This window comes from Aquicoccus porphyridii, from assembly GCF_008369105.1.
Taxonomy (GTDB): Bacteria; Pseudomonadota; Alphaproteobacteria; order Rhodobacterales; family Rhodobacteraceae; genus Aquicoccus; species Aquicoccus porphyridii.
On sequence record NZ_VINQ01000004.1, the window covers coordinates 294,488 to 312,914 of the forward strand.

The window sequence follows — 18,427 nt, forward strand, 5'->3', positions numbered from 1 at the left end:
GATGTCACGACGCAGGTTACTGGGCATGATAGGCACGGTTGCCGGTAGCACAGCAATGTACAATGCCATGACTGCGATGGGCCACGCCCAGCCATCCAGCTATAGCGGTCCGATACAGCTCGACGGCGCACCGCAGGGAACCAAGATCCTGATTCTCGGCGCCGGTCTCGCGGGAATGACCGCCGCGCTTGAGATGCGCGCCGCCGGATATGAGGTCGAGGTGCTTGAATTCCGCGAGAAGGCGGGCGGCCGTTGCTGGACGCTGCGCAGCGGCGACACATACACCGAGCTCGGCGGCGCCACGCAGAACGTCGACTTCGCCGATGGCAACTACATCAACCCCGGTCCGTGGCGGCTGCCGCACAACCACTACGCGGTCATCGACTACTGCCGACGGCTGAACGTGCCGCTGGAGCCCTTCGTCCAGACCAATTACAACGCCTACGTTCATCGCGGCGATGCTTTCGGCGGCGCGCCGCAGCGGATGAAGCACATCCTGACCGACTATCGCGGCCACGTCTCGGAACTGCTGGCCAAGGCGGTCGACCAGGGCAAGCTCGACGGCATGGTCACGCAGGAGGATCGCGAGGTTCTGATCGAGAGCCTGCGCAGTTTCGGCGTGCTCAACGACAAAAATGCCTATGTCAAAAGTCTCCAGACCAGCGACTACCGCGGATATGACAAGCAAGCGGGAGGCGGCGTCGGTGCGGCCCCGATTCCGTCGGACCCGCTCGACCCGTCCGAAGTGCTGCAATCGCGGCTGTGGACCATGCTCGCGACGCACGAGACGATGAATCATCACGCGCCCATGTTCCAGCCGATCGGCGGCATGGACGGGATCGCGAAAGGGTTCGAACGCGAGGTCGGAGACCTGATTACCTACAACGCCAAGGTTGTCTCGCTGCAGCAGGACGACAGCGGCGTGACCGTGACATGGGAGGACACAGCCAACGGCGGCGCCACGCGGACCACGACGGCCGACTACTGCGTGTGCACGATCCCGTTCTCGATCCTCGGCCAGATCGACCACAACCTGTCGTCCTCGCTGGCGAACGTGATCTGGGGCATGCCCTACAACGGCTCGACCAAGGTCGGGCTCGAGTTCAAACGCCGCTTCTGGGAACAGGACGAGGACATCTACGGCGGCATCACCTACACGGACCAGGCGATTACGCAGATCAGCTATCCTTCGACCGGCTACCTGTCGGACGGACCGGCCGTGCTGCTGGGCGGCTACACCTGGCGCGGCGCCGACACGTTCAAGTTCAATGCGATGCAGCCCGCCGAACGGATCGAATGGGCCCTGCGGATGGGCGAGAAGATTCACCCGCAATACCGCGAGGAGTTCAAGGCCGGGGTCGCCGTCTCGTGGCACAAGGTTCCGTGGGTGCTGGGCTGCTCCGGCATATGGGAGGATCGCGAACGCGACTATGAGGATGCCGTTGCGATAGACAACCGTGTCGTTTGCGCGGGCGAACACCTGTCCTACCTGCCGGCCTGGCAGGAAGGGGCGATCCTCTCCTCGCTCGACGCCATCTCGCGTCTACACGACAAAATCATCAACGGGTGAGCATCATGAAATCACGTTTTCTCTCGGTTCTTGCCATGGCCGGCCTCGGCACTGCGCCGGTCTTCGCGCAAGACGACAGTGGCACGGAGCAATTCATTTCGCCCGTGTCAGACGAAGCGATGTTTGAAGGCGGCGGCGGATACACCTCCACAGATGGCGAGGAACTCTACAATACGTTCTGCGCCGGCTGTCACATGCCCGCTGGCGAGGGTGCCAGCGGCGCGGGAGAGTATCCCCCGCTCAGCGGAAACCCGAGGCTCGAGTTCGCTGCATACCCGATCACCATCATCGTCAATGGCCAGGGCGGCATGCCCGGCCTCGGGCACCTCCTGAGTGATGAGCAGGTGCTCGAGGTTACCAGCTATATCCAGTCGGACCTTGGCAACGACTACGCGCCCGATGGCACCCTGCAGATGGTCGCGGACACGCGTCCGGTCGAGGAGGGCGAAGTACTCGCCGAGCACGAGGTCGAGGAAGAGAATGTCGATCCCGACCGGGAGGACGGTGGTGGCAACGAGACCGGCGTGGTGCGCCACCGTATCCCCAACTCGAACTTCCCGATCCTCTTGGCGGCCGAAATTCCGGCCGATGCCACGCTGGTCTATCTTAGCGGCACCGTCCCCCAGGTGGTGAACCCCGACGCGGCCGAGGGATCGCCGGAGCGCTACGGCGACACCACCGCCCAGACCGTGAGTACACTGGCCTCGATCGAGCAGAAGCTCGCCTCGATTGGTCTCGATATGGCTGACGTGGTAAAGATGCAGGTTTACCTCGTCTCTCCCGAAGGGGCGGACGCGATGGACTTCGCTGGCTTCATGGAAGGCTATGTCCGCTTTTTCGGAACCGAGACGCAGCCCGAGCTGCCGACCCGGTCAGTATTCGAGGTCGCAGGCTTGGCCAACCCGTCATGGTTGGTCGAGATCGAGGTCGTTGCTGTCCGACCCTGAACCTTTGCCCGGGTCGGGACATTTCCCGACCGGGGCCAACGCTCTGCGTAGTCCGGTCATGCCGCACGCCGACAAACCGCCCCGCCGCCTTCGGCCCCGAGCCGCGCCCCGTGCACCAACGAGGTCGGATTCTGCGGAGCAACCCGCTGAACCTGCCATGCGCGCACCTGCAAAACCCGCAGCTGGCTGAACTCATAGTGTGCGGGACTTTTGCAACTTTGAACCACGCCCAGGTGGCCGGACCGTAGCGATCTCGCGCTGTTCAACCTGGCTATCGATAGCAAATTGCGCGGATTGTTCGGGATTGGGTGACGTCGATCGGGTTGGAGGCGAGCCCCCGCGGCACGCATTCGATGCGGCGGACAAAGATGGCACAGATCCACAGGAAGACCGGCAACCTGCGTCCTGTTCAGCTCTTGTCAGGCCATACCGAGATGACAACACGGCATGGCGCCGCGACAAGTTGAGCAAGTCTAGGACTGCCCTCACCGACGCAGCGAAAGACCGTCCATGGGCCGAACGGTTCCTGAAAACGCGAAATCCCTTGCCCCGTGGTGCGCGACGGCCCGGCAGTACTCCCGGGTCACTGCCAAATTCCCGTTGCAGGTCATTCCGATGTCTTCGCGGCGACCGGTATCTCCAAATCCAGCAGCACGGATGCCAGGCATTTGCCGTGGGCATCCAGTGCCAGCGAGCGGGTGACGCCGCCAGTCAGTGCGCCGTTGATGACGAAATTGAGCGCGTGGAGCTGGGGCAGCTCGTAACGGGTGACGTCCTTCGCAGAGAAGCTGCCGAAATGGGCGGCCACGCGATCGGGGGTGACAAGGTCACGGATCAGGGGCCAGTGGACCGGATCGTAGGCGATGACGGAAATATTCGAAATGTCGCCCTTGTCGCCGGTGCGGGCATGGGCAATGTCATGCAATCTCACGGTGAACCTCCAGGAGTTCGACGCCGGCATCCACCGCGCTCGCAGGTATCAGCGTCGAGGCGATGGCCAGAACTTCGCGCACGCCGCCGGTGGCGCCCCCACCCCCGGCAGGACCGGCGAGGTAAAGACCCTCGACCTCTTCCTGCACCCGGCGGGCCGCTTCGGCGCTGACACAGCGGGCAGCATAGCGCATCCTCACCTCCGGCGCCGTTGTCGACCCTCGAGCCCCGTGCCAGACCGAGTTGACGCCAATGAGTTCGCCCCGCTGTTCATGGAGCTCCGCGCCCAGAGGGGCCAGGCGGGCCCGGACAAGATCGAGAGCAAGCTCGCCTCGGGCCACGCAATTGGCCCCCGCGTAGCTGATCTGACCTTCACCGATCCACCCATCGTAATAGCCGACGGATACCTTGAGATGGCCGGTCGCCGGGCTGCCGCTGGCTCCGCAGACCGCGATCCGGTCCGGCGCGACCTCGGTGAAATCGACACCCGAGAAATCGGCAACCACATCGGGCTGAAGATACTGCGCGGGGTCGTGGATTTCGTATAAAAGCTGCTCGATACAGGTGGCGCGGGTGATGCAGCCGCCGGTGCCCGTCAGCTTGCTGATCGTGGCATTGCCGTCTGCATCCACGTCGGCCAGCGGGTGACCGACAGTTGCAAGGTCGGGCACGTCCTTCACCCCCGGATCGGCAAAGTAGCCGCCGGTAATCTGGGCCGCGCATTCCAGCAGGTGACCAACCAGCACCCCGCGTCCAAGCCTTGCCCAGTCGTCCCGTGCCCAGCCGAACTCGTGCACCAGCGGAGCGAGGAAAAGGGTCGGGTCCGAGGCGCGGCCACAAATCACCACGTCCGCGCCCGCCGCCAACGCCGAGACGAGGCCGTCGATGCCGACATAGGCATTTGCCGAAACGAGACGATCGCCCAGCATCGACGTCGGTTCACCGGTTTCGTCCAGGATGAAGCTGCCGATCCGATCCAGCACATCGTCGCCCGTGACGGCGGCGATCTTCAGCCCCGTCAGTCCCAGTTCACGGGCGATCCGGGCGGTCTCCCTTGCGGCCCCACGCGGGTTTGCCGCGCCCATGTTCGTGACAATCCGCGTCCCGTTCCTGGCGCAGGCGGGCAGCACCGCACGCATCCGCCGCTCCAACAGCGGGTCATAGCCACCCGCCGGGTCGTTCAGGCGGGCCTGCTGCGCCAACGCGATGGTGCGCTCGCCCAGGCACTCGAAGACGAGATAATCGAGCCCGCCGCGCTCCGCGAGGTCCAGGGCGGGGGCCAACCTGTCGCCCTGAAAGCCGGCACCGGCGCCGATCCTGATCGTGCTCATGGCATAGCCCTCCGCCTCTGGCTGCGCCGGGTCAGGTAGGCGCCGGCCAGCAACGCCAGCGCGACGAAGGGCGTCACCGGGTGCGGGTAGATCGCCAGCGCGATGATCACGAGATAGAGGCCGATATCGACGGCACGAACCCCGTGCAACCGCGCGCCCGCCAGAAGTCCCGGCACCGCGATAACCAGTACCAGCCCCGCCGCGACCGCCTCGAGGACGTCCAGCGGCCCGCCACCCAGCAGCATGCCCGGATAGAGCAGCAACAGGAACGGCACGATGTAGGTGACCGCGCCCAGTCGCACGGCCTCTCCCGCCGCGGGCAGCCAGTTGGTGCTGGCGATCCCCGAGCCGACGAAGACAGCCACGCAGACCGGCGGCGTGATGACCGAGATGGTTGCGAAGTAGAAGACGAAGAGATGCGCGGCCAGCGGATCGACCCCTACGGACGTCATGGCCGGGGCCAGCACCGCCGCGACGAGCACGTAAGCGGCGGTCGTGGGCAGGCCCATGCCCATGATCAGGCAGACCATGCCGACGATGACAGCCACCAGAACCACGGAATCCCCGGCGACCGAGACGATAAGTGAAGAAAGCGTCACGCCGATGCCCGTCAGGTTGATCATCGACACCAGGACCTGCGCGCCGGCCAGCAATACACCAATGATGACCATGCCCTTGCCGGCATCCTCGAGCCCACCCAGAAGTTTTCCGGCCATCGCGCGCGGGCTCAGCCGACCGGTTTCGGTGGCGAGGAAGGCGATGAGCAATCCGACAATGCCATAGAATGCCGAGGTGGCGATCGAACGCCCCAGCCAAATGCCCACGCCCAGGCCACCGAGTGCCGCGAGGATGGGAAGCACCCGACGCGGCGCAAGGATGGTGGCCCAGTCCGGCATCTCGCTATCCGGCACGACGGCAAGCCCGCGCCGCTGGGCAACGAAATGCACCGTCATGAAGACCGACAGGTAAAACAGCACCGCCGGAAGGATCGCGCCGACGATGATGGTGAGGTAGGGCACGCCCAGGATCTCGGCCATCACGAAGGCAGCGGCCCCCATAATCGGCGGGGCAATCTGTCCGCCGGTCGAGGCCACGGCCTCGACCGCGGCCGCAAAGGGGCGCGGATAACCGAGACGGATCATCATCGGAATGGTGAAATTGCCGGTGGTCGCCACGTTCGCGACGGCCGAGCCCGAGATCATCCCGAACAGTCCGCTGGCGATGGTGGCGATCTTCGCCGCTCCGCCCGGCTGGCGGCCGCCAAGTCGCATGGCGAGATCCATGAAAGCCTGCCCGCCGCCGGTATGCAGCAAAAGCGCCCCGAACAGGACGAAGGCGGCGATCACGGTGGCGGCAACCCCGGTGAGCATCCCCCAGATGCCGAGATCGCCCAGGAAAATCGTCTCGGTCACGAAATCCACGCCGAAACCGCGATGCCGCAACGGACCGGGCAGGAGGTTGCCGAACAGCGCGTAGCCAAGCCCCAGCAGCACGAGGATCGGGAATATCAGCCCGACCGTCCGCCGCCCGAGTTCCAACACCGCCAGCACGAGCCCCGCCGTCAGCGCCATGTCGAGCCCGGTGGCCCATGGCAGTTCGGTCATGATGCGGTCGTAGTTCACTACCACGTAGGCACAGGCGGCCAGCGTTACCACGGCCAGCGCAAGGTCGATTGCCAGCCCCACTGGACGCCAGGGTTTCCCGGCGCCCAATGGGTAGAGCGCGAAGCCGAGCGCGGTGACGAGTGCCAGGAACAGCGCGCGCTGGATGAGCCCTTCGAAGGGGCCTGTCGCCGCCGTGTAGAGGACGAAAAGCCCGACGAGAACCGCCAGTCCCTTCTGGATGCGCTCGACCGTCATCGCCCGGCCCTTACTCGGCCAATTTCAGCTTGGCGGGCAGGTCGATGCCCTGCTCCTCGAACCAGCGCGCGGCACCCGGATGCAGCGGGATCGTGCCGAACTGCACCGTCATGTCGGCAAGGCTCGCGCCCTTGAGGCTCGCCATGGCGTTGGCCTGCGCCGTCTGGTCTTCCATCACCGCCTTGACGATCTTGTAGGCCGTGTCGTCGTCCATCGAGCGCGGCGCGGCGACACCGACGCCAAAGCTCCATGTCGTATAGGCCGGGATGCCGCCCGCCGCGCCTTCGGGGATGTCCACGACCGAGATGTCGGGCATCTCGGCGCGAAGCGTGTCGGCCTGCTCGGGGGTCAGGCCGAGGATGGCGATGTCGGTCGAGGTCGCGATGTCCATGGTCGAACCGTCCAGCTTGTTGCCAGACCCCGACTTGACGTAACCGGCCACCCGGTTGTCCTTGATCATGCCGACGATGTCGGTGGTCGAGCCGCGCACGTAGTCGGCCTCAAGGCCGAGCGTCGCGAACACCGCCTCGGTGGTGGCCTCCGTCGCAGAGCCCTTGATGCCCGGATTGAAGCGAACGCCCTCCAGCCCCGCGAGGCTGTCGACCCCGGCATCGGCCCGCATGACCACATTCTGCGGCGCGCCAGTATAGACCCAGAGCAACGCGAGGTCCTGCGGCTTGCCTTCGAAGTCGTTCTTGCCCGCCGCGGCGTGTTGCACGACGTTGGTGGTCACGAGGCCAAGGTCCACCTGGCCGCGCTCCATCCGGCGGATATTGTCCATCGTCGCGCCGGTTTCGACGACCGACGCACGCAGCCCTTCGGCATTTTCATTGATCAACTGGCCCACGGCGACGAAATAGCCGTAATGGCTCGACGAGGCCGAAGTGGAGCCGATCAGCAGATCCTTGTCCTGGGCTGCCAACGGGCTGGCAAGCAGGGTTGCGCCCATCAGGGCGTGAAGAAGATGTTTCATGATGTTCCTCCCATGTGCCCGCAACGCGGGGTATGGGCGCAGGATCGCACAAATCCGCTATTGTCAGAATTGCTATATTGGCGATAATTAATGCATCATGCGCAACAATCCATCGCTCGCAGATTATCGCGTCGCCCTGACGCTCCGTGACCAGCAGTCATTTCGCCAGGCCGCCGAGACACTCGGCATGTCGCCCTCCGCGCTTTCGCGCCAGCTCGCGGCATTGGAGGCGGGCCTCGGGGTGCGCCTCTTCGATCGCGACACGCGCAATGTCACGCCGACGGCGTCGGGGCTGGCCTTCGCCCAACTGGCCGAGCGCATGCTGAACACGGCCGAGAACGTCATGGAGGAGTTCGACGCCCATCTCTCCGCCAGCCGGGGGCGGCTGACCATAGCCGGGCTGCCTTCGGTGACCGTCGGCCTTTTGCCGGGACTCCTGAAAAGCTTCGCAGAGCGCCATGCGGGAATAGACCTTCGGATCATGGATGCCCTGTCTGAAAGCGTGGTCGAAGCGGTCGAGGCCGGGCGGGCGGATATCGGCTTCACAGCGGGGACGGTCGCGGCTCGACTCCGGCTCGCCTTTCACCCGCTACTTGATGACACCTTCGTCGCGGTCGGCGCCCCGGACGGCCCTCTGTCCGAAGACAGGAGCTACGGCATGGCCGAACTTGCCGCCATGCCCGTGATCGCCATGGAAATCGGCACCAGCGTTCGCGAGTTGCTGGACGGCTCCTGCCAGCGTCTTGGCATTGCCATGGCGCCGCGGTTCGAGGTCGCGCATCTTGCCACCGCCGGAGCCCTGGTCGCCGAAGGTCTCGGGATCTCGATTCTGCCAACCCTCACCCTGCCCGTCCTCCCGATGGAGCGCCTGGTCCAGCGCCCCGTGCAGGATTTCGGCGCCAGGCGTCGCATCGGCCTGGTTCACCAGCAGGGCCGCTCGCTATCGCCCACCGGCAAGGCCTTTCTTGAACATACCAAGCAAAACCTCCCATTTCTGCGTCGGGCTGGCCAAGAGGCAACGAACTGATGTCAATTGCGAAGCAGATTGCCGCGACTCGTCCACGGCGCGGCCAAAGCCCTCAGGTCGACAGGACGGCTGAACCGGCAAAAACATCTACCCCAAGCGCGCCGCAAACCAAGTAAAGCGCAATGGTCGCAAGCCCGAGCCGCGGACCGTAGGCCGCAGCCAGACCAAGCACGGCAACGATGCCCGTCGTGATCGGCACCGGCCACATCGGAACAGCAATTTTGGCGCTGACTGCGATCAACAGAACGCCGACCAGAATGAGCAACAGGTCTTTTGCGACCTTCACGGGCCGCGAAACGCTTCCCAGCATTTCGGCATGAACGCTGTGTTTTTGTGTTGTCTGCTTGAGATTCATCCATGGTCCGATTGACGCCATGACGGCGTTTCTTTTGCAAAGAAGGCAGCGATGCCTTCTTGAGTTTCCTCGGTCTCCCAGCAGTCCGCGAGTGCGTTGGCAGAATAATCGGCCGCGTCAACAGGATCAGTCCCCACAAGTGCGCGGCACAGGGACTTGGCCCGCGCAACAGCGCCGGGCGCGCAATTCAAAATCGTCAGAATTTCGTCTTCGACTGCCGCGTCAAGTTCCTCGGGACCGCAGCAACGCGCAACCAGGCCCGCCCGCATCAGAAAAGCGGTGTCGAATGGCTTGCCCGTGAAAAACACCTGGCGCGCAAAAGCTTCTCCCATGCGCCCGACGACAAACGGCCCGATGGTCGCAGGGATCAGCCCCAACCGTGTTTCGGTCAACGCAAAGCGCGTTGTTTCTTCGGCCACCACCACGTCACAGACGGCAACCAAGCCAATGCCACCGCCATACGCTGCACCGTGAACACGTCCGATCAAAGGCTTGGGCAGGACGTTCCAAAGCCCCAGCATCGTGGCCAGGGCGCCGGCCTCTTTCATCTTTCCGGCACGGTCTTTTTCCGCCTGGGCGCGCATCCACCCCAGATCTCCGCCCGCACAGAAACTTGGACCCTCCGCGCGCAAAACCACAACGCGCACTGCGTTGTCGGCGGACAGGGAACGGGCTGCGTCGCTAAGCTCCGCAATCATCTGCGCGTTCATTGCGTTATGTTTGTCGGGACGATTTAGGGAGACCTCGGCAACGCCGCGCGCGTCTGTCGTCAATCGAATTGTTTCAAAGCTCATGGTGTTACCTTTTCGTAGCTGCGCGTCACAAGCGAGGCGACCAACGCCTCGGCCTCTGCCAACAGGGTGAGGTCAATCCCGGTATGAAAACCGCGTCCTTCAAGAAAAGTGACGAGCGACGTCGTCGACAGATTGCCCTTGGCCCCAGGCGCGTAGGGGCATCCGCCCAAACCGCCCACGGCGCTGTCGAACGTACGAAGCCCCATGTCGAGCGCGACGGAAACATTGTCGAGCGCCCGCCCGCCTGTGTCATGGAAGTGACCCGCAAGCGCGTGAGCGGGTACATAATCGACAACGGCCTCAAGCATTCGCAACACGGCGTCGGGCGTGGCCCGGCCAATGGTGTCGCCGAGCGAAATTTCATAGCAACCCATGTCCAGCATCGCAAAAGCGGTATCGCGCACGGCCACCGGATCAACCATGCCGGAATAGGGACATTCCACCACGCATGACACGTAGCCACGTAGCCGAATACCCGCCTCTCGCGCCGCAACGGCCACGGGGGCGAAACGCTCCAAGCTTTCTTCGATTGAACAATTGATGTTCTTTTGGCTGAACGCTTCCGACGCGGAGCCGAATATTGCGACCTCATCCGCACCGGCCGCTTTGGCGGCTTCGAACCCTCTTTGGTTGGGAGTCAGCACCGCATAGTCGGTGCCGCCTTCGCGGATAATTTGCGTCATAACCTCGGCGGCGTCGACGAGTTGAGGCACCCATTTGGATGACACAAAGCTGGTGGCTTCGATCTTTTCGAATCCCGCCCGGGACAGCAGGTCGATCAAGGCGATCTTGCTGGCAGTCGGAATGAATACCGTTTCATTCTGCAATCCATCGCGGGGGCCCACTTCGTATACGCGCACATGGTCGGTCATTCTTGGCACCTCATTCGGCGATCAGGCCTTCAAAGCTGACCAGAACCGAACCGCCTTCGACCGGATCACCGACCGCGCAAAACACCTCTGCCAAGATCCCGGCACGTGGCGCCAAAAGCGAAGTTTCCATCTTCATCGCTTCCATCACGCCCAGCTTCGCGCCCTCTTCCACATGATCCCCGACTGCAACGCCCAAAGCGACAATCGTCCCGGTCATGGGCGCCACGACGACATCGCCAAGATCCGCCACCATCGCGAGACCGGACCGTGGGTCGGGCAACACCAGATCGCGAACGACGCCATCGCTCAACACCGAGACCAGAAGCTCTGCGTTGCGTGTGGCCGTTTGCACCTGCGCCTTGATCGCTGTTTGCGCATCACCGAAGCGAGCCGTCATCACCGCCCCGTCAATCGTCAACCGCGATATCTCGAGCGGGTCGCCCTGATCGCCTGCAAGTGACACAGAGCCATCGGCGTGCAGGGTAATCCGACGCTCAACCAGCTCACCGTCATAGACAAAGCGCAGCGCGTGTTGTGCCTCGCCCCAAAGCCGGAAGCCGAAAGCGCGCGCCTTCGGGTCAAGCTGCAGCGCCTCTATCGCCGCAAACGCGATGTGTGCTTCGCTTAACGGCGCGCTCATTGTCAGCGCGGTGAGGTCGCGCTCGATCACACCGGTGTCGAACGTGCCGTTCACGAACCCTTCATGCCGCGCCAAAGCCGACAGGAATTCGGCGTTGGTGGCCGTGCCCGCAACATGCGTCTCGCCCAAGGCCCGCAGCAGCCCGTCCAACGCCTCGGCGCGCGTGGCTGCGTGGGTTATGACCTTGGCGATCATCGGATCATAGAATGGGCTGATGCTGTCGCCGCTGCGCACGCCTGAATCGTTGCGGGCGTGATCGCTGAACGCCAGATGTTCCAGCTTACCGGTGGCGGGCAGAAACCCCTTTGACGGATCTTCTGCATATAACCGCGCCTCGAAGGCATGACCATTGATGTGCAATGCGTCCTGGCCCAGGGGCAGCGGGGCCCCGGCGGCCACGCGCAATTGCCATTCAACCAGATCCACACCGGTGATCGCTTCGGTCACGGGGTGTTCCACCTGCAGGCGGGTGTTCATCTCCATGAACCAGAAACCGTCTACGCGCAGCGGGCCGGACCCGTCGACAATGAACTCGATGGTGCCTGCACCGCTGTATCCGATCGCCTTTGCGGCCGTCACCGCCGCGCTGGTCATGGCCTCGCGCACGTCCGGCGTCATGCCCGGCGCAGGTGCTTCCTCGATGACTTTCTGGTGGCGGCGCTGCAGCGAACAGTCACGTTCGAACAGATGCACCGCACCGCCGTGGTTGTCACCGAACACCTGCACTTCGATATGGCGTGGCGAGGTTATGAATTTTTCGATCAACACATGCGGATCGCCAAACGACGCCTGACCTTCTCGCTGCGCCGAAGCCAGGGCCTCGGTAAAATCGGCCGGATCGTCGACCTTGCGCATGCCCTTGCCGCCCCCCCCGGCGCGCGCCTTGATCAATACAGGATAGCCAATTTTCGCAGCCTCATCCGCAAGGAAACCTGCGTCCTGATTTGCACCTTGATATCCGGGCACCACCGGCACTCCGGCCTTGGCCATCAGATCCTTGGCCGCGTCCTTCAAACCCATCGCGCGGATCGCGGCGGACGTGGGGCCGACAAAAATCAAACCGGCGGCTTCGACCGCATCGACGAAATCCGGGTTCTCGGACAAGAACCCGTATCCGGGGTGGATCGCCTGCGCGCCCGTGGCCCGTGCGGCGTCAATGATATGCGCGCCCACCAGATAGCTTTCAGACACAGGCGGCGGGCCGATATGAACCGCCTCGTCCGCCATTGCCACGTGCATTGCAGAAGCGTCAGCGTCTGAATAAACCGCAACAGTAGCGATCCCCATCTGACGGGCGGTACGGATAACCCGACAGGCGATTTCACCACGGTTCGCGATCAATATTTTCGAGAAGGGCTTTTCCATCATCACATCCTGAACAGGCCAAATTTGGTATCTTCGACAGGCGCGTTCAGCGCAGCCCGAAGCGAGAGAGAGACAACTTCGCGGGTTTTTCGGGGATCGATGATCCCGTCGTCCCACAGCCGCGCCGAAGCATAGAGCGGTTGCGACTGACGCTCGAACATGTCGATAGTCGGCTGCTTGAAGTCCGCTTCCTCTTCAGCAGACCATGTGCCACCCTTGGCCTCGATGGCTGCGCGACGCACATCGGCCAGAACGCCCGAGGCCTGGGCACCGCCCATCACGGAAATCCGCGCATTCGGCCACATCCAGACAAAGCGTGGCCCGAATGCGCGCCCGCACATGCCGTAGTTGCCAGCCCCGTAAGAGCCGCCAATGATCACGGTGACCTTGGGGACGGACGCGGTCGATACCGCCGTCACCAGTTTGGCTCCGTCCTTTGCAATGCCGCCCGCTTCGTATTTCGAGCCGACCATGAAACCGGTGATATTCTGCAAGAACAGCAGAGGAATTTTCCGCTGGCAGCACAGCTCGATAAAATGCGCGCCCTTGGTCGAGCTCTCCGAAAACAGAACACCATTGTTGGCGATGATGCCGACCGGCACGCCATCGATATGCGCGAAGCCGGTGACCAGAGTTGTGCCATAGCGCGGTTTGAACTCGGCAAAGTCCGACCCGTCGACCAGACGTGCAATGATCTCGCGCACATCATAAGGCGTCTTGTCATTGGCGGGGACGACACCCATCACATCCTCGGGCGGGTACAGCGGCGCCTTGGGTTCCTTGAAGTCGATCACAGGGCGCATAACCGGCCCCAGGTGGCTGATGATTTCACGTGCCAGAGCCAGCGCGTGACGATCATCATCGGCAAGATAATCCGCCACACCCGAGAGCCGCGTGTGGGTATCACCACCGCCCAGCGTTTCGGCGTCAACGATCTCACCCGTGGCCACCTTGACCAACGGAGGACCCGCAAGAAAAATCGTGCCCTGTTCGCGCACAATGATGGTTTGATCGCTCATGGCGGGCACATAGGCCCCCCCGGCGGTACACGACCCCATCACGACGGAAATCTGCGAGATGCCCTTTGCGCTCATCCGGGCCTGATTGAAGAAGATCCGGCCAAAGTGGTCACGGTCGGGAAACACTTCGTCTTGATTGTTCAGGTTCGCGCCCCCGGAATCGACCAGATAGATACAAGGCAGGTGATTTTCTTCGGCGATTTCCTGTGCGCGCAGGTGTTTTTTCACCGTCATCGGAAAGTATGTGCCGCCTTTGATCGTCGCATCGTTGCACAGGATCATGCAGTCACGCCCTTCGACGCGACCGATCCCCGCGATGGCCCCCGCCGAAGGAACTTCGTCATTATACAGGCCCGATGCCGCAAACAGACCAATCTCGAGAAACGGCGATCCCGGGTCGAGCAATCCGGCAATCCGGTCACGCGGCAAAAGCTTGCCCCGCGCAACATGGCGTGACCGCGCGGATTCTGAACCGCCGGTGATGATACGCGCAGCTTCGGTTGCAATCTTTGCGTATTGCCCCTGCATGGATGCTGCATTCTCAAGGAATTCTGCAGAGGACGGCACCTGACTGCTTTGCAATATCGTCATTTCGCTTCTTTCTTCTCGGTCTCGCAGGAGTGCTTGGCCCCTGCGACGGTGATGTCTGAACATCGCGGCTGAACGTCAGCGGCTCATGAGGTCGGGCAGGAACAGTGTGATCGACGGGAATGCCAGCAGCAGGATCAGCACGACAATTTCCATTCCAAGGAAGGGCAAGATCCCCCGGAAAATTGTTTTCAGCGGCACCTTTGTTTGCGCTGCCGCCACATAGGCATTCAGTCCCAACGGCGGTGTCAAAAGTCCGATCTCAACCGTCTTGGTAACCACGATGCCGAACCATACCGGATTGCAGTCCAGGGCCATTGCCGTTGGAAAGGCCAGCGGCATGGCCAGCGACAGGATGGCAAGCTGGTCCATGAACATGCCCATGACCAGCAAGGCCAGAATGATGATGCCGATAATGACCTCGCGTGGCATGTCGGTGGTCGCCACAAATTCAAGCAAGCTGTGCGTGATACGGGTAAAGGCAAGATAGTTCGAGAAAATCGCCGAGCAGGCGACGATCGTAACAATCATGACCGTTGCGCGGATCGCGCTGCTGACGGAACGGTTGAATTTCACAAAGCTTATGGTGCGCTGTGCCAGGACGATCACCAGCGATCCCATCACACCAAGGGCTGCCGCTTCGGACGGTGACGCGATGCCACCGTAAATTGCGCCGATGACAGCAATTATCAGCAATACCATCGGGATAACGTGACGGCTTTGTTTGACAGCTTTCTTAAAGACAAACGGTTCGCCCTTGGGCGCTTGATCCGTGGTGTGGGCAATGAATTTTATCACCACGCCCAAGCCACACGCGGTCAGCAGACCCGGAATGATCCCGGCTATGAACAGCTGGCCGATCGAGGTCTCGGTCAGCACGCCATAGACAACCAACACGATCGAAGGCGGGACAACCACCGCCAAGGTGCCGCCGACACTGACGACAGCAGCAGCAAGCCGGTCGGAATAGTTGTGGCGGCGCATCTCGGGAAAGGCCGAGGCAGACATCGCGGCAGTGGACGCAGTCGAACTGCCAACCAGCGCGGCAAGAAGTACAGAGGCGCCAACCGTCGCGACGGCCAGCCCCCCCTTGAAATGACCGACCCAGGATTGGCAGGCAATGATCGCGCGACGGGTAACGTCGCCTGCGGTCAGAAGCTCGGCCATCAGGATAAACAGCGGGATCGCGACAAGTATGAACGAGGAAGACGAGTCAAAGAACGTGCGTTCCAACACCGCCAGCGCGGGGCCGAACCCCAGTTGAGCCGCAAGACCAAGCGTGCCGGTGATGCCCATGGCGAAAGCGATCGGCACGCGTGCTGCCATGAGAACGGCAAGAAGAATGAGGATGACGATGAAGGTAAGCATCTGGTGAACCTGCGCTCCGTATGTGGCAGGCGGTCGCCGAAGCGACCGCCTGGTAAGTGTTTCGGAACATGATGTTATTTGCTGGTCAGCTCACGATATGCCTCGAGCACGGCAGAGGCCTTGTCATCTTGAAGACGTTCGGCCCAATCCACACTGACAGCCACCAGAGAGTCTGAAATCGACGACAGCTCTTCATCGGTGAACTCATAAGTGTCGATACCGTCTGCCTTCCATTCTTCAATCAATCCCTCGACCGACGCGTCCTGGGCCCGTGCCACGTGAACAGCGGTTTCATTGCCAAGCTCGAGCATTGCCGTTTTGGCCTCGTCGGACAGACCATCAAACAGATCCGTGCGTACAACCATGATAAAGCTGTAGCCGCCGAACGACCCGTTGGTGGAAATATGGCTGACGATTTCGTTCAACTTGTAGCCCGGAACGGAGGCCAGCGGGAACAGGACCGCATCCAGACGACCGCGCTCGATAGCGGTGTAAACTTCCGGTCCAGGGATCGAAATTCCGACCCCGCCAAGCGCGCGCGCAGTCATCGCCTGCGTCGAGCCCGAGGTGCGCACATCAAGCCCGTCCCATTCTGCCGGCATCCCGAGCCGGTCCTTGGCCAGAACCTGGTAGGGAGGCAGAACGAACCCGAAGATAGGAGTCACACCCGAGGCCAGAATCTCGTCCCGCAACGGCCCTTCACCGAGCATCGTTTGCAGCGCGACAGTGCCTTCCTCGGCTGAACCGTAATAGCCGGGCAGACCGACAACCGAGTTCAGAGGCAACGCATCCGCATGATAGGACGCGCCAAGCAATGCAGCGTCCAGAATGCCGCTCTTTACCGCGTCCAGTTGCGCTTTGGATTTTGCCGCCTGTTGCGACGGAAAATGTTCAAAAGTGATTGCACCGTCCGTGGCTTCGGTAACGCCCGCCATCCATTTCGAGGTCCCTTCGACAGAAACGATGTGGCTGGTCGATTGGAAATCCCCCAGCCGCAGTGTTTCCGCCTGCACTGCCATACCTGCGAAGGCAAATGTGCCCGCGACAGTGGCGATCAGCTTATTCGTATGTTTCATTCAATTTTCCTCCCATAGGATTTGTTGTGGGTTCTGACCACGGCCCTCTTGTGAAGGCGTCGTGCAGCAGCCGCAGAACCAATACGCCGCATCCCAGAGGAACAACGGCATAGGCCCACCCGAGCGGCCAATCTACTGCTCCGTACTCGACATCGCCGTGGACGATGGCTTCGAGAGCGAATTTTCCGGACATCCACGTGACTGCGGCAAAGAAGACAGCAGGCAAAAGCAATCGCAATTTGGCGACCACCGTTCCCCAGCTTCCAGGCAGGTGTTCGGGGACGAAATCCAAGGCCAGATGCCCACCATCGCGAAACACCCGCGACAGCGACAACATGGCAAGGGCCGGCATCAAGTACAGTTCGGTCAACTCGAACTGGATCTGCACCGGCCGGTTGAACAAAAGCCGGAGCAGAATATCTGCGTTGATCAACCCCGCCACGGCGACGAGGCCGAGGCACCCCCCAAGATGGAGGATGTCCTCGATTTTAGTCAGAAGTTTTCCCAGAAGTTTCAACCAAGCCTCCCCAGCTGTTGAAGTGTGGTAGACCTCAGCGTTTGGGCAATTCCACGATTGCGGACCCAACAGCCGACATCTCGCCGTCTTGCTGTTCCGCACGTTGCCTGATTTCCAGCAGGTAGCGGCCGTCTTCCTCGAATTTGCGGACAACGGTGCCGTGGATCAGGATGATGTCGCCCTCGGGGTTGTGACGGCGCACTTCGCACTTCGATTTGGCAAGGAAACCGTCATCGCCCATCCAGTTGGTGATCTGGTGTGTCAGCCAGGATGTGCGCTCGGGGCCATAGTCGTAGGCACCTGGGGCTCCGACCTCCAGGGCGAATTCTTCTTCCCAATGCACCCGCTCGGGGCAATCGGGAATGCCGAACTTGTTCTTGATCCCCGCGCTGGGGTGTTTTTGCTGCAACTGCCAGGCCAACTTGTTGGCGCGGATGTAAAGACCACCCCAGCCTTGCGCATAGGCAATAAAGCCGGTCGCCGTCATCGGGCCCTTGACCATTGTGGGCAGTTCGTCACCTTCGCTCACATCGTCCCAATAGCGGGTCTCGGCACCGCGGATCGTTTCCTGCTCGTAATACTTGTAGTATTTATCAAGCTCTTCTTGCGTATAGACCTTACGACCGTTCTTTTTGGCCGCGGTGTATTTGGTGCCGTTTTCACGCGCCTGATCGCGGTCGGTGCGGAAACACCAGCTGTCGGCCTCGGCCAGCATTTCGCCGGTGTTCGCGTCATAGAAATCGACGTGATAGATTTGCTGGATCGCCTTACCTGCAAAGCGCGTGTCATGCTCGATCAGATCTTTCAGATACGCCTCGGTGCGGAACTCGGTGTTGCGCAGAATCGGTTTGTGCCATGTCCAGTTAGCGCCTGACCACATGGCGTGTACGCCCGGCAGACCACCAACATAGCCCGAGATGATCCGGCTGGTAGCAAACAGAAAGCTCGGCAGCGCCAGAACATCGCCGTACTTGGTGGTCTTGGCATACTCGGGATCACACCACAGCGGGTTGTCGTCACCGATACCATGGGCGTAGTGGCGAATATTGTCGCGGGTCGCTTCATAACACCAGGGCTCGACGGTTCTTTCGATCTTTACGCCAATGCGCTTGCGCAGGTCTTCCAGACCTTCATCCGTGATCTTCGGAAATTTGCGTGTCATCTCGTTCATTTCATTCTCCTTGGAAATGGGGGAT

Annotated in this window: 16 protein-coding genes and 1 pseudogene; 4 read left to right on the forward strand and 13 right to left on the reverse strand. The window is 61.9% G+C overall.

Features of this window, described 5'->3' with window-relative positions; genetic code table 11:
• Positions 1 to 55: 55 nt before the first annotated feature.
• From FLO80_RS08575 to FLO80_RS23185, 3 genes and pseudogenes are all read left to right on the forward strand, one after another.
• Positions 56 to 1,570 carry a flavin monoamine oxidase family protein gene (locus FLO80_RS08575; RefSeq protein ID WP_246156614.1) on the forward strand — a complete coding sequence of 505 codons (1,515 nt, stop codon included), beginning with the start codon at positions 56 to 58 and terminating at the stop codon, positions 1,568 to 1,570.
• 5 nt (positions 1,571 to 1,575) lie between these two features.
• Positions 1,576 to 2,517 (forward strand): Rid family hydrolase, encoded by a 942-nt coding sequence (locus FLO80_RS08580; RefSeq protein WP_146611034.1) that lies wholly within the window; start codon positions 1,576 to 1,578, stop codon positions 2,515 to 2,517.
• A 281-nt stretch (positions 2,518 to 2,798) separates the two neighbouring features.
• A pseudogene (locus tag FLO80_RS23185) lies at positions 2,799 to 2,954 on the forward strand (integrase); the annotation flags it as partial.
• 170 nt (positions 2,955 to 3,124) lie between these two features.
• Here the strand turns inward: FLO80_RS23185 and FLO80_RS08590 are convergent.
• From FLO80_RS08590 to FLO80_RS08605, 4 genes are read right to left on the reverse strand one after another with little or no spacing between them, the layout of a single operon-like run.
• A complete protein-coding gene (locus tag FLO80_RS08590; RefSeq protein WP_111365648.1) occupies positions 3,125 to 3,448 on the reverse strand; it encodes an AtuA-related protein in 324 nt (107 codons plus the stop codon).
• Positions 3,435 to 4,778, reverse strand: coding sequence for an acyclic terpene utilization AtuA family protein (locus FLO80_RS08595; RefSeq protein ID WP_111365650.1), 1,344 nt, complete (start codon positions 4,776 to 4,778; stop codon positions 3,435 to 3,437). Before FLO80_RS08595 ends, FLO80_RS08590 begins: the two co-directional genes overlap by 14 nt.
• A complete protein-coding gene (locus FLO80_RS08600) occupies positions 4,775 to 6,637 on the reverse strand; it encodes a TRAP transporter permease (protein WP_111365652.1) in 1,863 nt (620 codons plus the stop codon). Before FLO80_RS08600 ends, FLO80_RS08595 begins: the two co-directional genes overlap by 4 nt.
• 10 nt (positions 6,638 to 6,647) lie before the next feature.
• Complete coding sequence (locus FLO80_RS08605) at positions 6,648 to 7,610, reverse strand: TAXI family TRAP transporter solute-binding subunit (protein ID WP_111365654.1); 963 nt, start codon at positions 7,608 to 7,610, stop codon at positions 6,648 to 6,650.
• Positions 7,611 to 7,707: 97 nt separating this feature from the next.
• Between FLO80_RS08605 and FLO80_RS08610 the strand changes: the two genes are divergently transcribed.
• Positions 7,708 to 8,637, forward strand: coding sequence for a LysR family transcriptional regulator (locus tag FLO80_RS08610; RefSeq protein ID WP_111365656.1), 930 nt, complete (start codon positions 7,708 to 7,710; stop codon positions 8,635 to 8,637).
• A 52-nt stretch (positions 8,638 to 8,689) separates the two neighbouring features.
• On the opposite strand, the gene FLO80_RS08615 is transcribed toward FLO80_RS08610, so the two are convergent.
• The 9 genes from FLO80_RS08615 to FLO80_RS08655 form a co-directional block, all read right to left on the reverse strand.
• A complete protein-coding gene (locus FLO80_RS08615) occupies positions 8,690 to 9,013 on the reverse strand; it encodes a biotin transporter BioY (protein WP_246156615.1) in 324 nt (107 codons plus the stop codon).
• Positions 8,989 to 9,786 carry a crotonase/enoyl-CoA hydratase family protein gene (locus tag FLO80_RS08620; RefSeq protein WP_111365658.1) on the reverse strand — a complete coding sequence of 266 codons (798 nt, stop codon included), beginning with the start codon at positions 9,784 to 9,786 and terminating at the stop codon, positions 8,989 to 8,991. The genes FLO80_RS08615 and FLO80_RS08620 overlap by 25 nt, the downstream gene beginning before the upstream one ends.
• Entirely contained in the window at positions 9,783 to 10,658 is an 876-nt protein-coding gene (locus tag FLO80_RS08625; protein ID WP_111365660.1) for a hydroxymethylglutaryl-CoA lyase, read from the reverse strand. The genes FLO80_RS08620 and FLO80_RS08625 overlap by 4 nt, the downstream gene beginning before the upstream one ends.
• A 10-nt stretch (positions 10,659 to 10,668) precedes the next feature.
• Positions 10,669 to 12,663 carry an acetyl/propionyl/methylcrotonyl-CoA carboxylase subunit alpha gene (locus FLO80_RS08630; protein ID WP_111365763.1) on the reverse strand — a complete coding sequence of 665 codons (1,995 nt, stop codon included), beginning with the start codon at positions 12,661 to 12,663 and terminating at the stop codon, positions 10,669 to 10,671.
• Between the two features lie 2 nt (positions 12,664 to 12,665).
• The gene (locus FLO80_RS08635; protein WP_281286980.1) at positions 12,666 to 14,210 is read right to left on the reverse strand and encodes a carboxyl transferase domain-containing protein; all 1,545 of its coding nucleotides are present in this window, start codon (positions 14,208 to 14,210) and stop codon (positions 12,666 to 12,668) included.
• A 138-nt stretch (positions 14,211 to 14,348) separates the two neighbouring features.
• Positions 14,349 to 15,638, reverse strand: coding sequence for a TRAP transporter large permease (locus FLO80_RS08640; RefSeq protein WP_149187065.1), 1,290 nt, complete (start codon positions 15,636 to 15,638; stop codon positions 14,349 to 14,351).
• A 74-nt stretch (positions 15,639 to 15,712) separates the two neighbouring features.
• Positions 15,713 to 16,714, reverse strand: a complete 1,002-nt coding sequence (locus FLO80_RS08645; RefSeq protein WP_111365666.1) for a TRAP transporter substrate-binding protein — start codon at positions 16,712 to 16,714, stop codon at positions 15,713 to 15,715.
• Positions 16,698 to 17,231 (reverse strand): TRAP transporter small permease, encoded by a 534-nt coding sequence (locus tag FLO80_RS08650; protein WP_223145470.1) that lies wholly within the window; start codon positions 17,229 to 17,231, stop codon positions 16,698 to 16,700. The genes FLO80_RS08645 and FLO80_RS08650 overlap by 17 nt, the downstream gene beginning before the upstream one ends.
• A gap of 34 nt (positions 17,232 to 17,265) precedes the next feature.
• Positions 17,266 to 18,402, reverse strand: a complete 1,137-nt coding sequence (locus tag FLO80_RS08655) for an FAS1-like dehydratase domain-containing protein (protein ID WP_111365668.1) — start codon at positions 18,400 to 18,402, stop codon at positions 17,266 to 17,268.
• Between the last annotated feature and the right edge of the window lie 25 nt (positions 18,403 to 18,427).

What these genes read in the sequence shown, in the direction of transcription:
- FLO80_RS08575 (WP_246156614.1), top strand. Translation starts at nt 56, where the DNA reads ATGTACAATGCCATGACTGCGATGGGCCACGCCCAGCCATCCAGCTAT.
- FLO80_RS08580 (WP_146611034.1), top strand. Translation starts at nt 1,576, where the DNA reads ATGAAATCACGTTTTCTCTCGGTTCTTGCCATGGCCGGCCTCGGCACT.
- FLO80_RS08595 (WP_111365650.1), bottom strand. Translation starts at nt 4,778, where the DNA reads ATGAGCACGATCAGGATCGGCGCCGGTGCCGGCTTTCAGGGCGACAGG.
- FLO80_RS08600 (WP_111365652.1), bottom strand. Translation starts at nt 6,637, where the DNA reads ATGACGGTCGAGCGCATCCAGAAGGGACTGGCGGTTCTCGTCGGGCTT.
- FLO80_RS08605 (WP_111365654.1), bottom strand. Translation starts at nt 7,610, where the DNA reads ATGAAACATCTTCTTCACGCCCTGATGGGCGCAACCCTGCTTGCCAGC.
- FLO80_RS08610 (WP_111365656.1), top strand. Translation starts at nt 7,708, where the DNA reads ATGCGCAACAATCCATCGCTCGCAGATTATCGCGTCGCCCTGACGCTC.
- FLO80_RS08615 (WP_246156615.1), bottom strand. Translation starts at nt 9,013, where the DNA reads ATGGCGTCAATCGGACCATGGATGAATCTCAAGCAGACAACACAAAAA.
- FLO80_RS08620 (WP_111365658.1), bottom strand. Translation starts at nt 9,786, where the DNA reads ATGAGCTTTGAAACAATTCGATTGACGACAGACGCGCGCGGCGTTGCC.
- FLO80_RS08625 (WP_111365660.1), bottom strand. Translation starts at nt 10,658, where the DNA reads ATGACCGACCATGTGCGCGTATACGAAGTGGGCCCCCGCGATGGATTG.
- FLO80_RS08630 (WP_111365763.1), bottom strand. Translation starts at nt 12,663, where the DNA reads ATGGAAAAGCCCTTCTCGAAAATATTGATCGCGAACCGTGGTGAAATC.
- FLO80_RS08635 (WP_281286980.1), bottom strand. Translation starts at nt 14,210, where the DNA reads ATGCAGGGGCAATACGCAAAGATTGCAACCGAAGCTGCGCGTATCATC.
- FLO80_RS08640 (WP_149187065.1), bottom strand. Translation starts at nt 15,638, where the DNA reads ATGCTTACCTTCATCGTCATCCTCATTCTTCTTGCCGTTCTCATGGCA.
- FLO80_RS08645 (WP_111365666.1), bottom strand. Translation starts at nt 16,714, where the DNA reads ATGAAACATACGAATAAGCTGATCGCCACTGTCGCGGGCACATTTGCC.
- FLO80_RS08655 (WP_111365668.1), bottom strand. Translation starts at nt 18,402, where the DNA reads ATGAACGAGATGACACGCAAATTTCCGAAGATCACGGATGAAGGTCTG.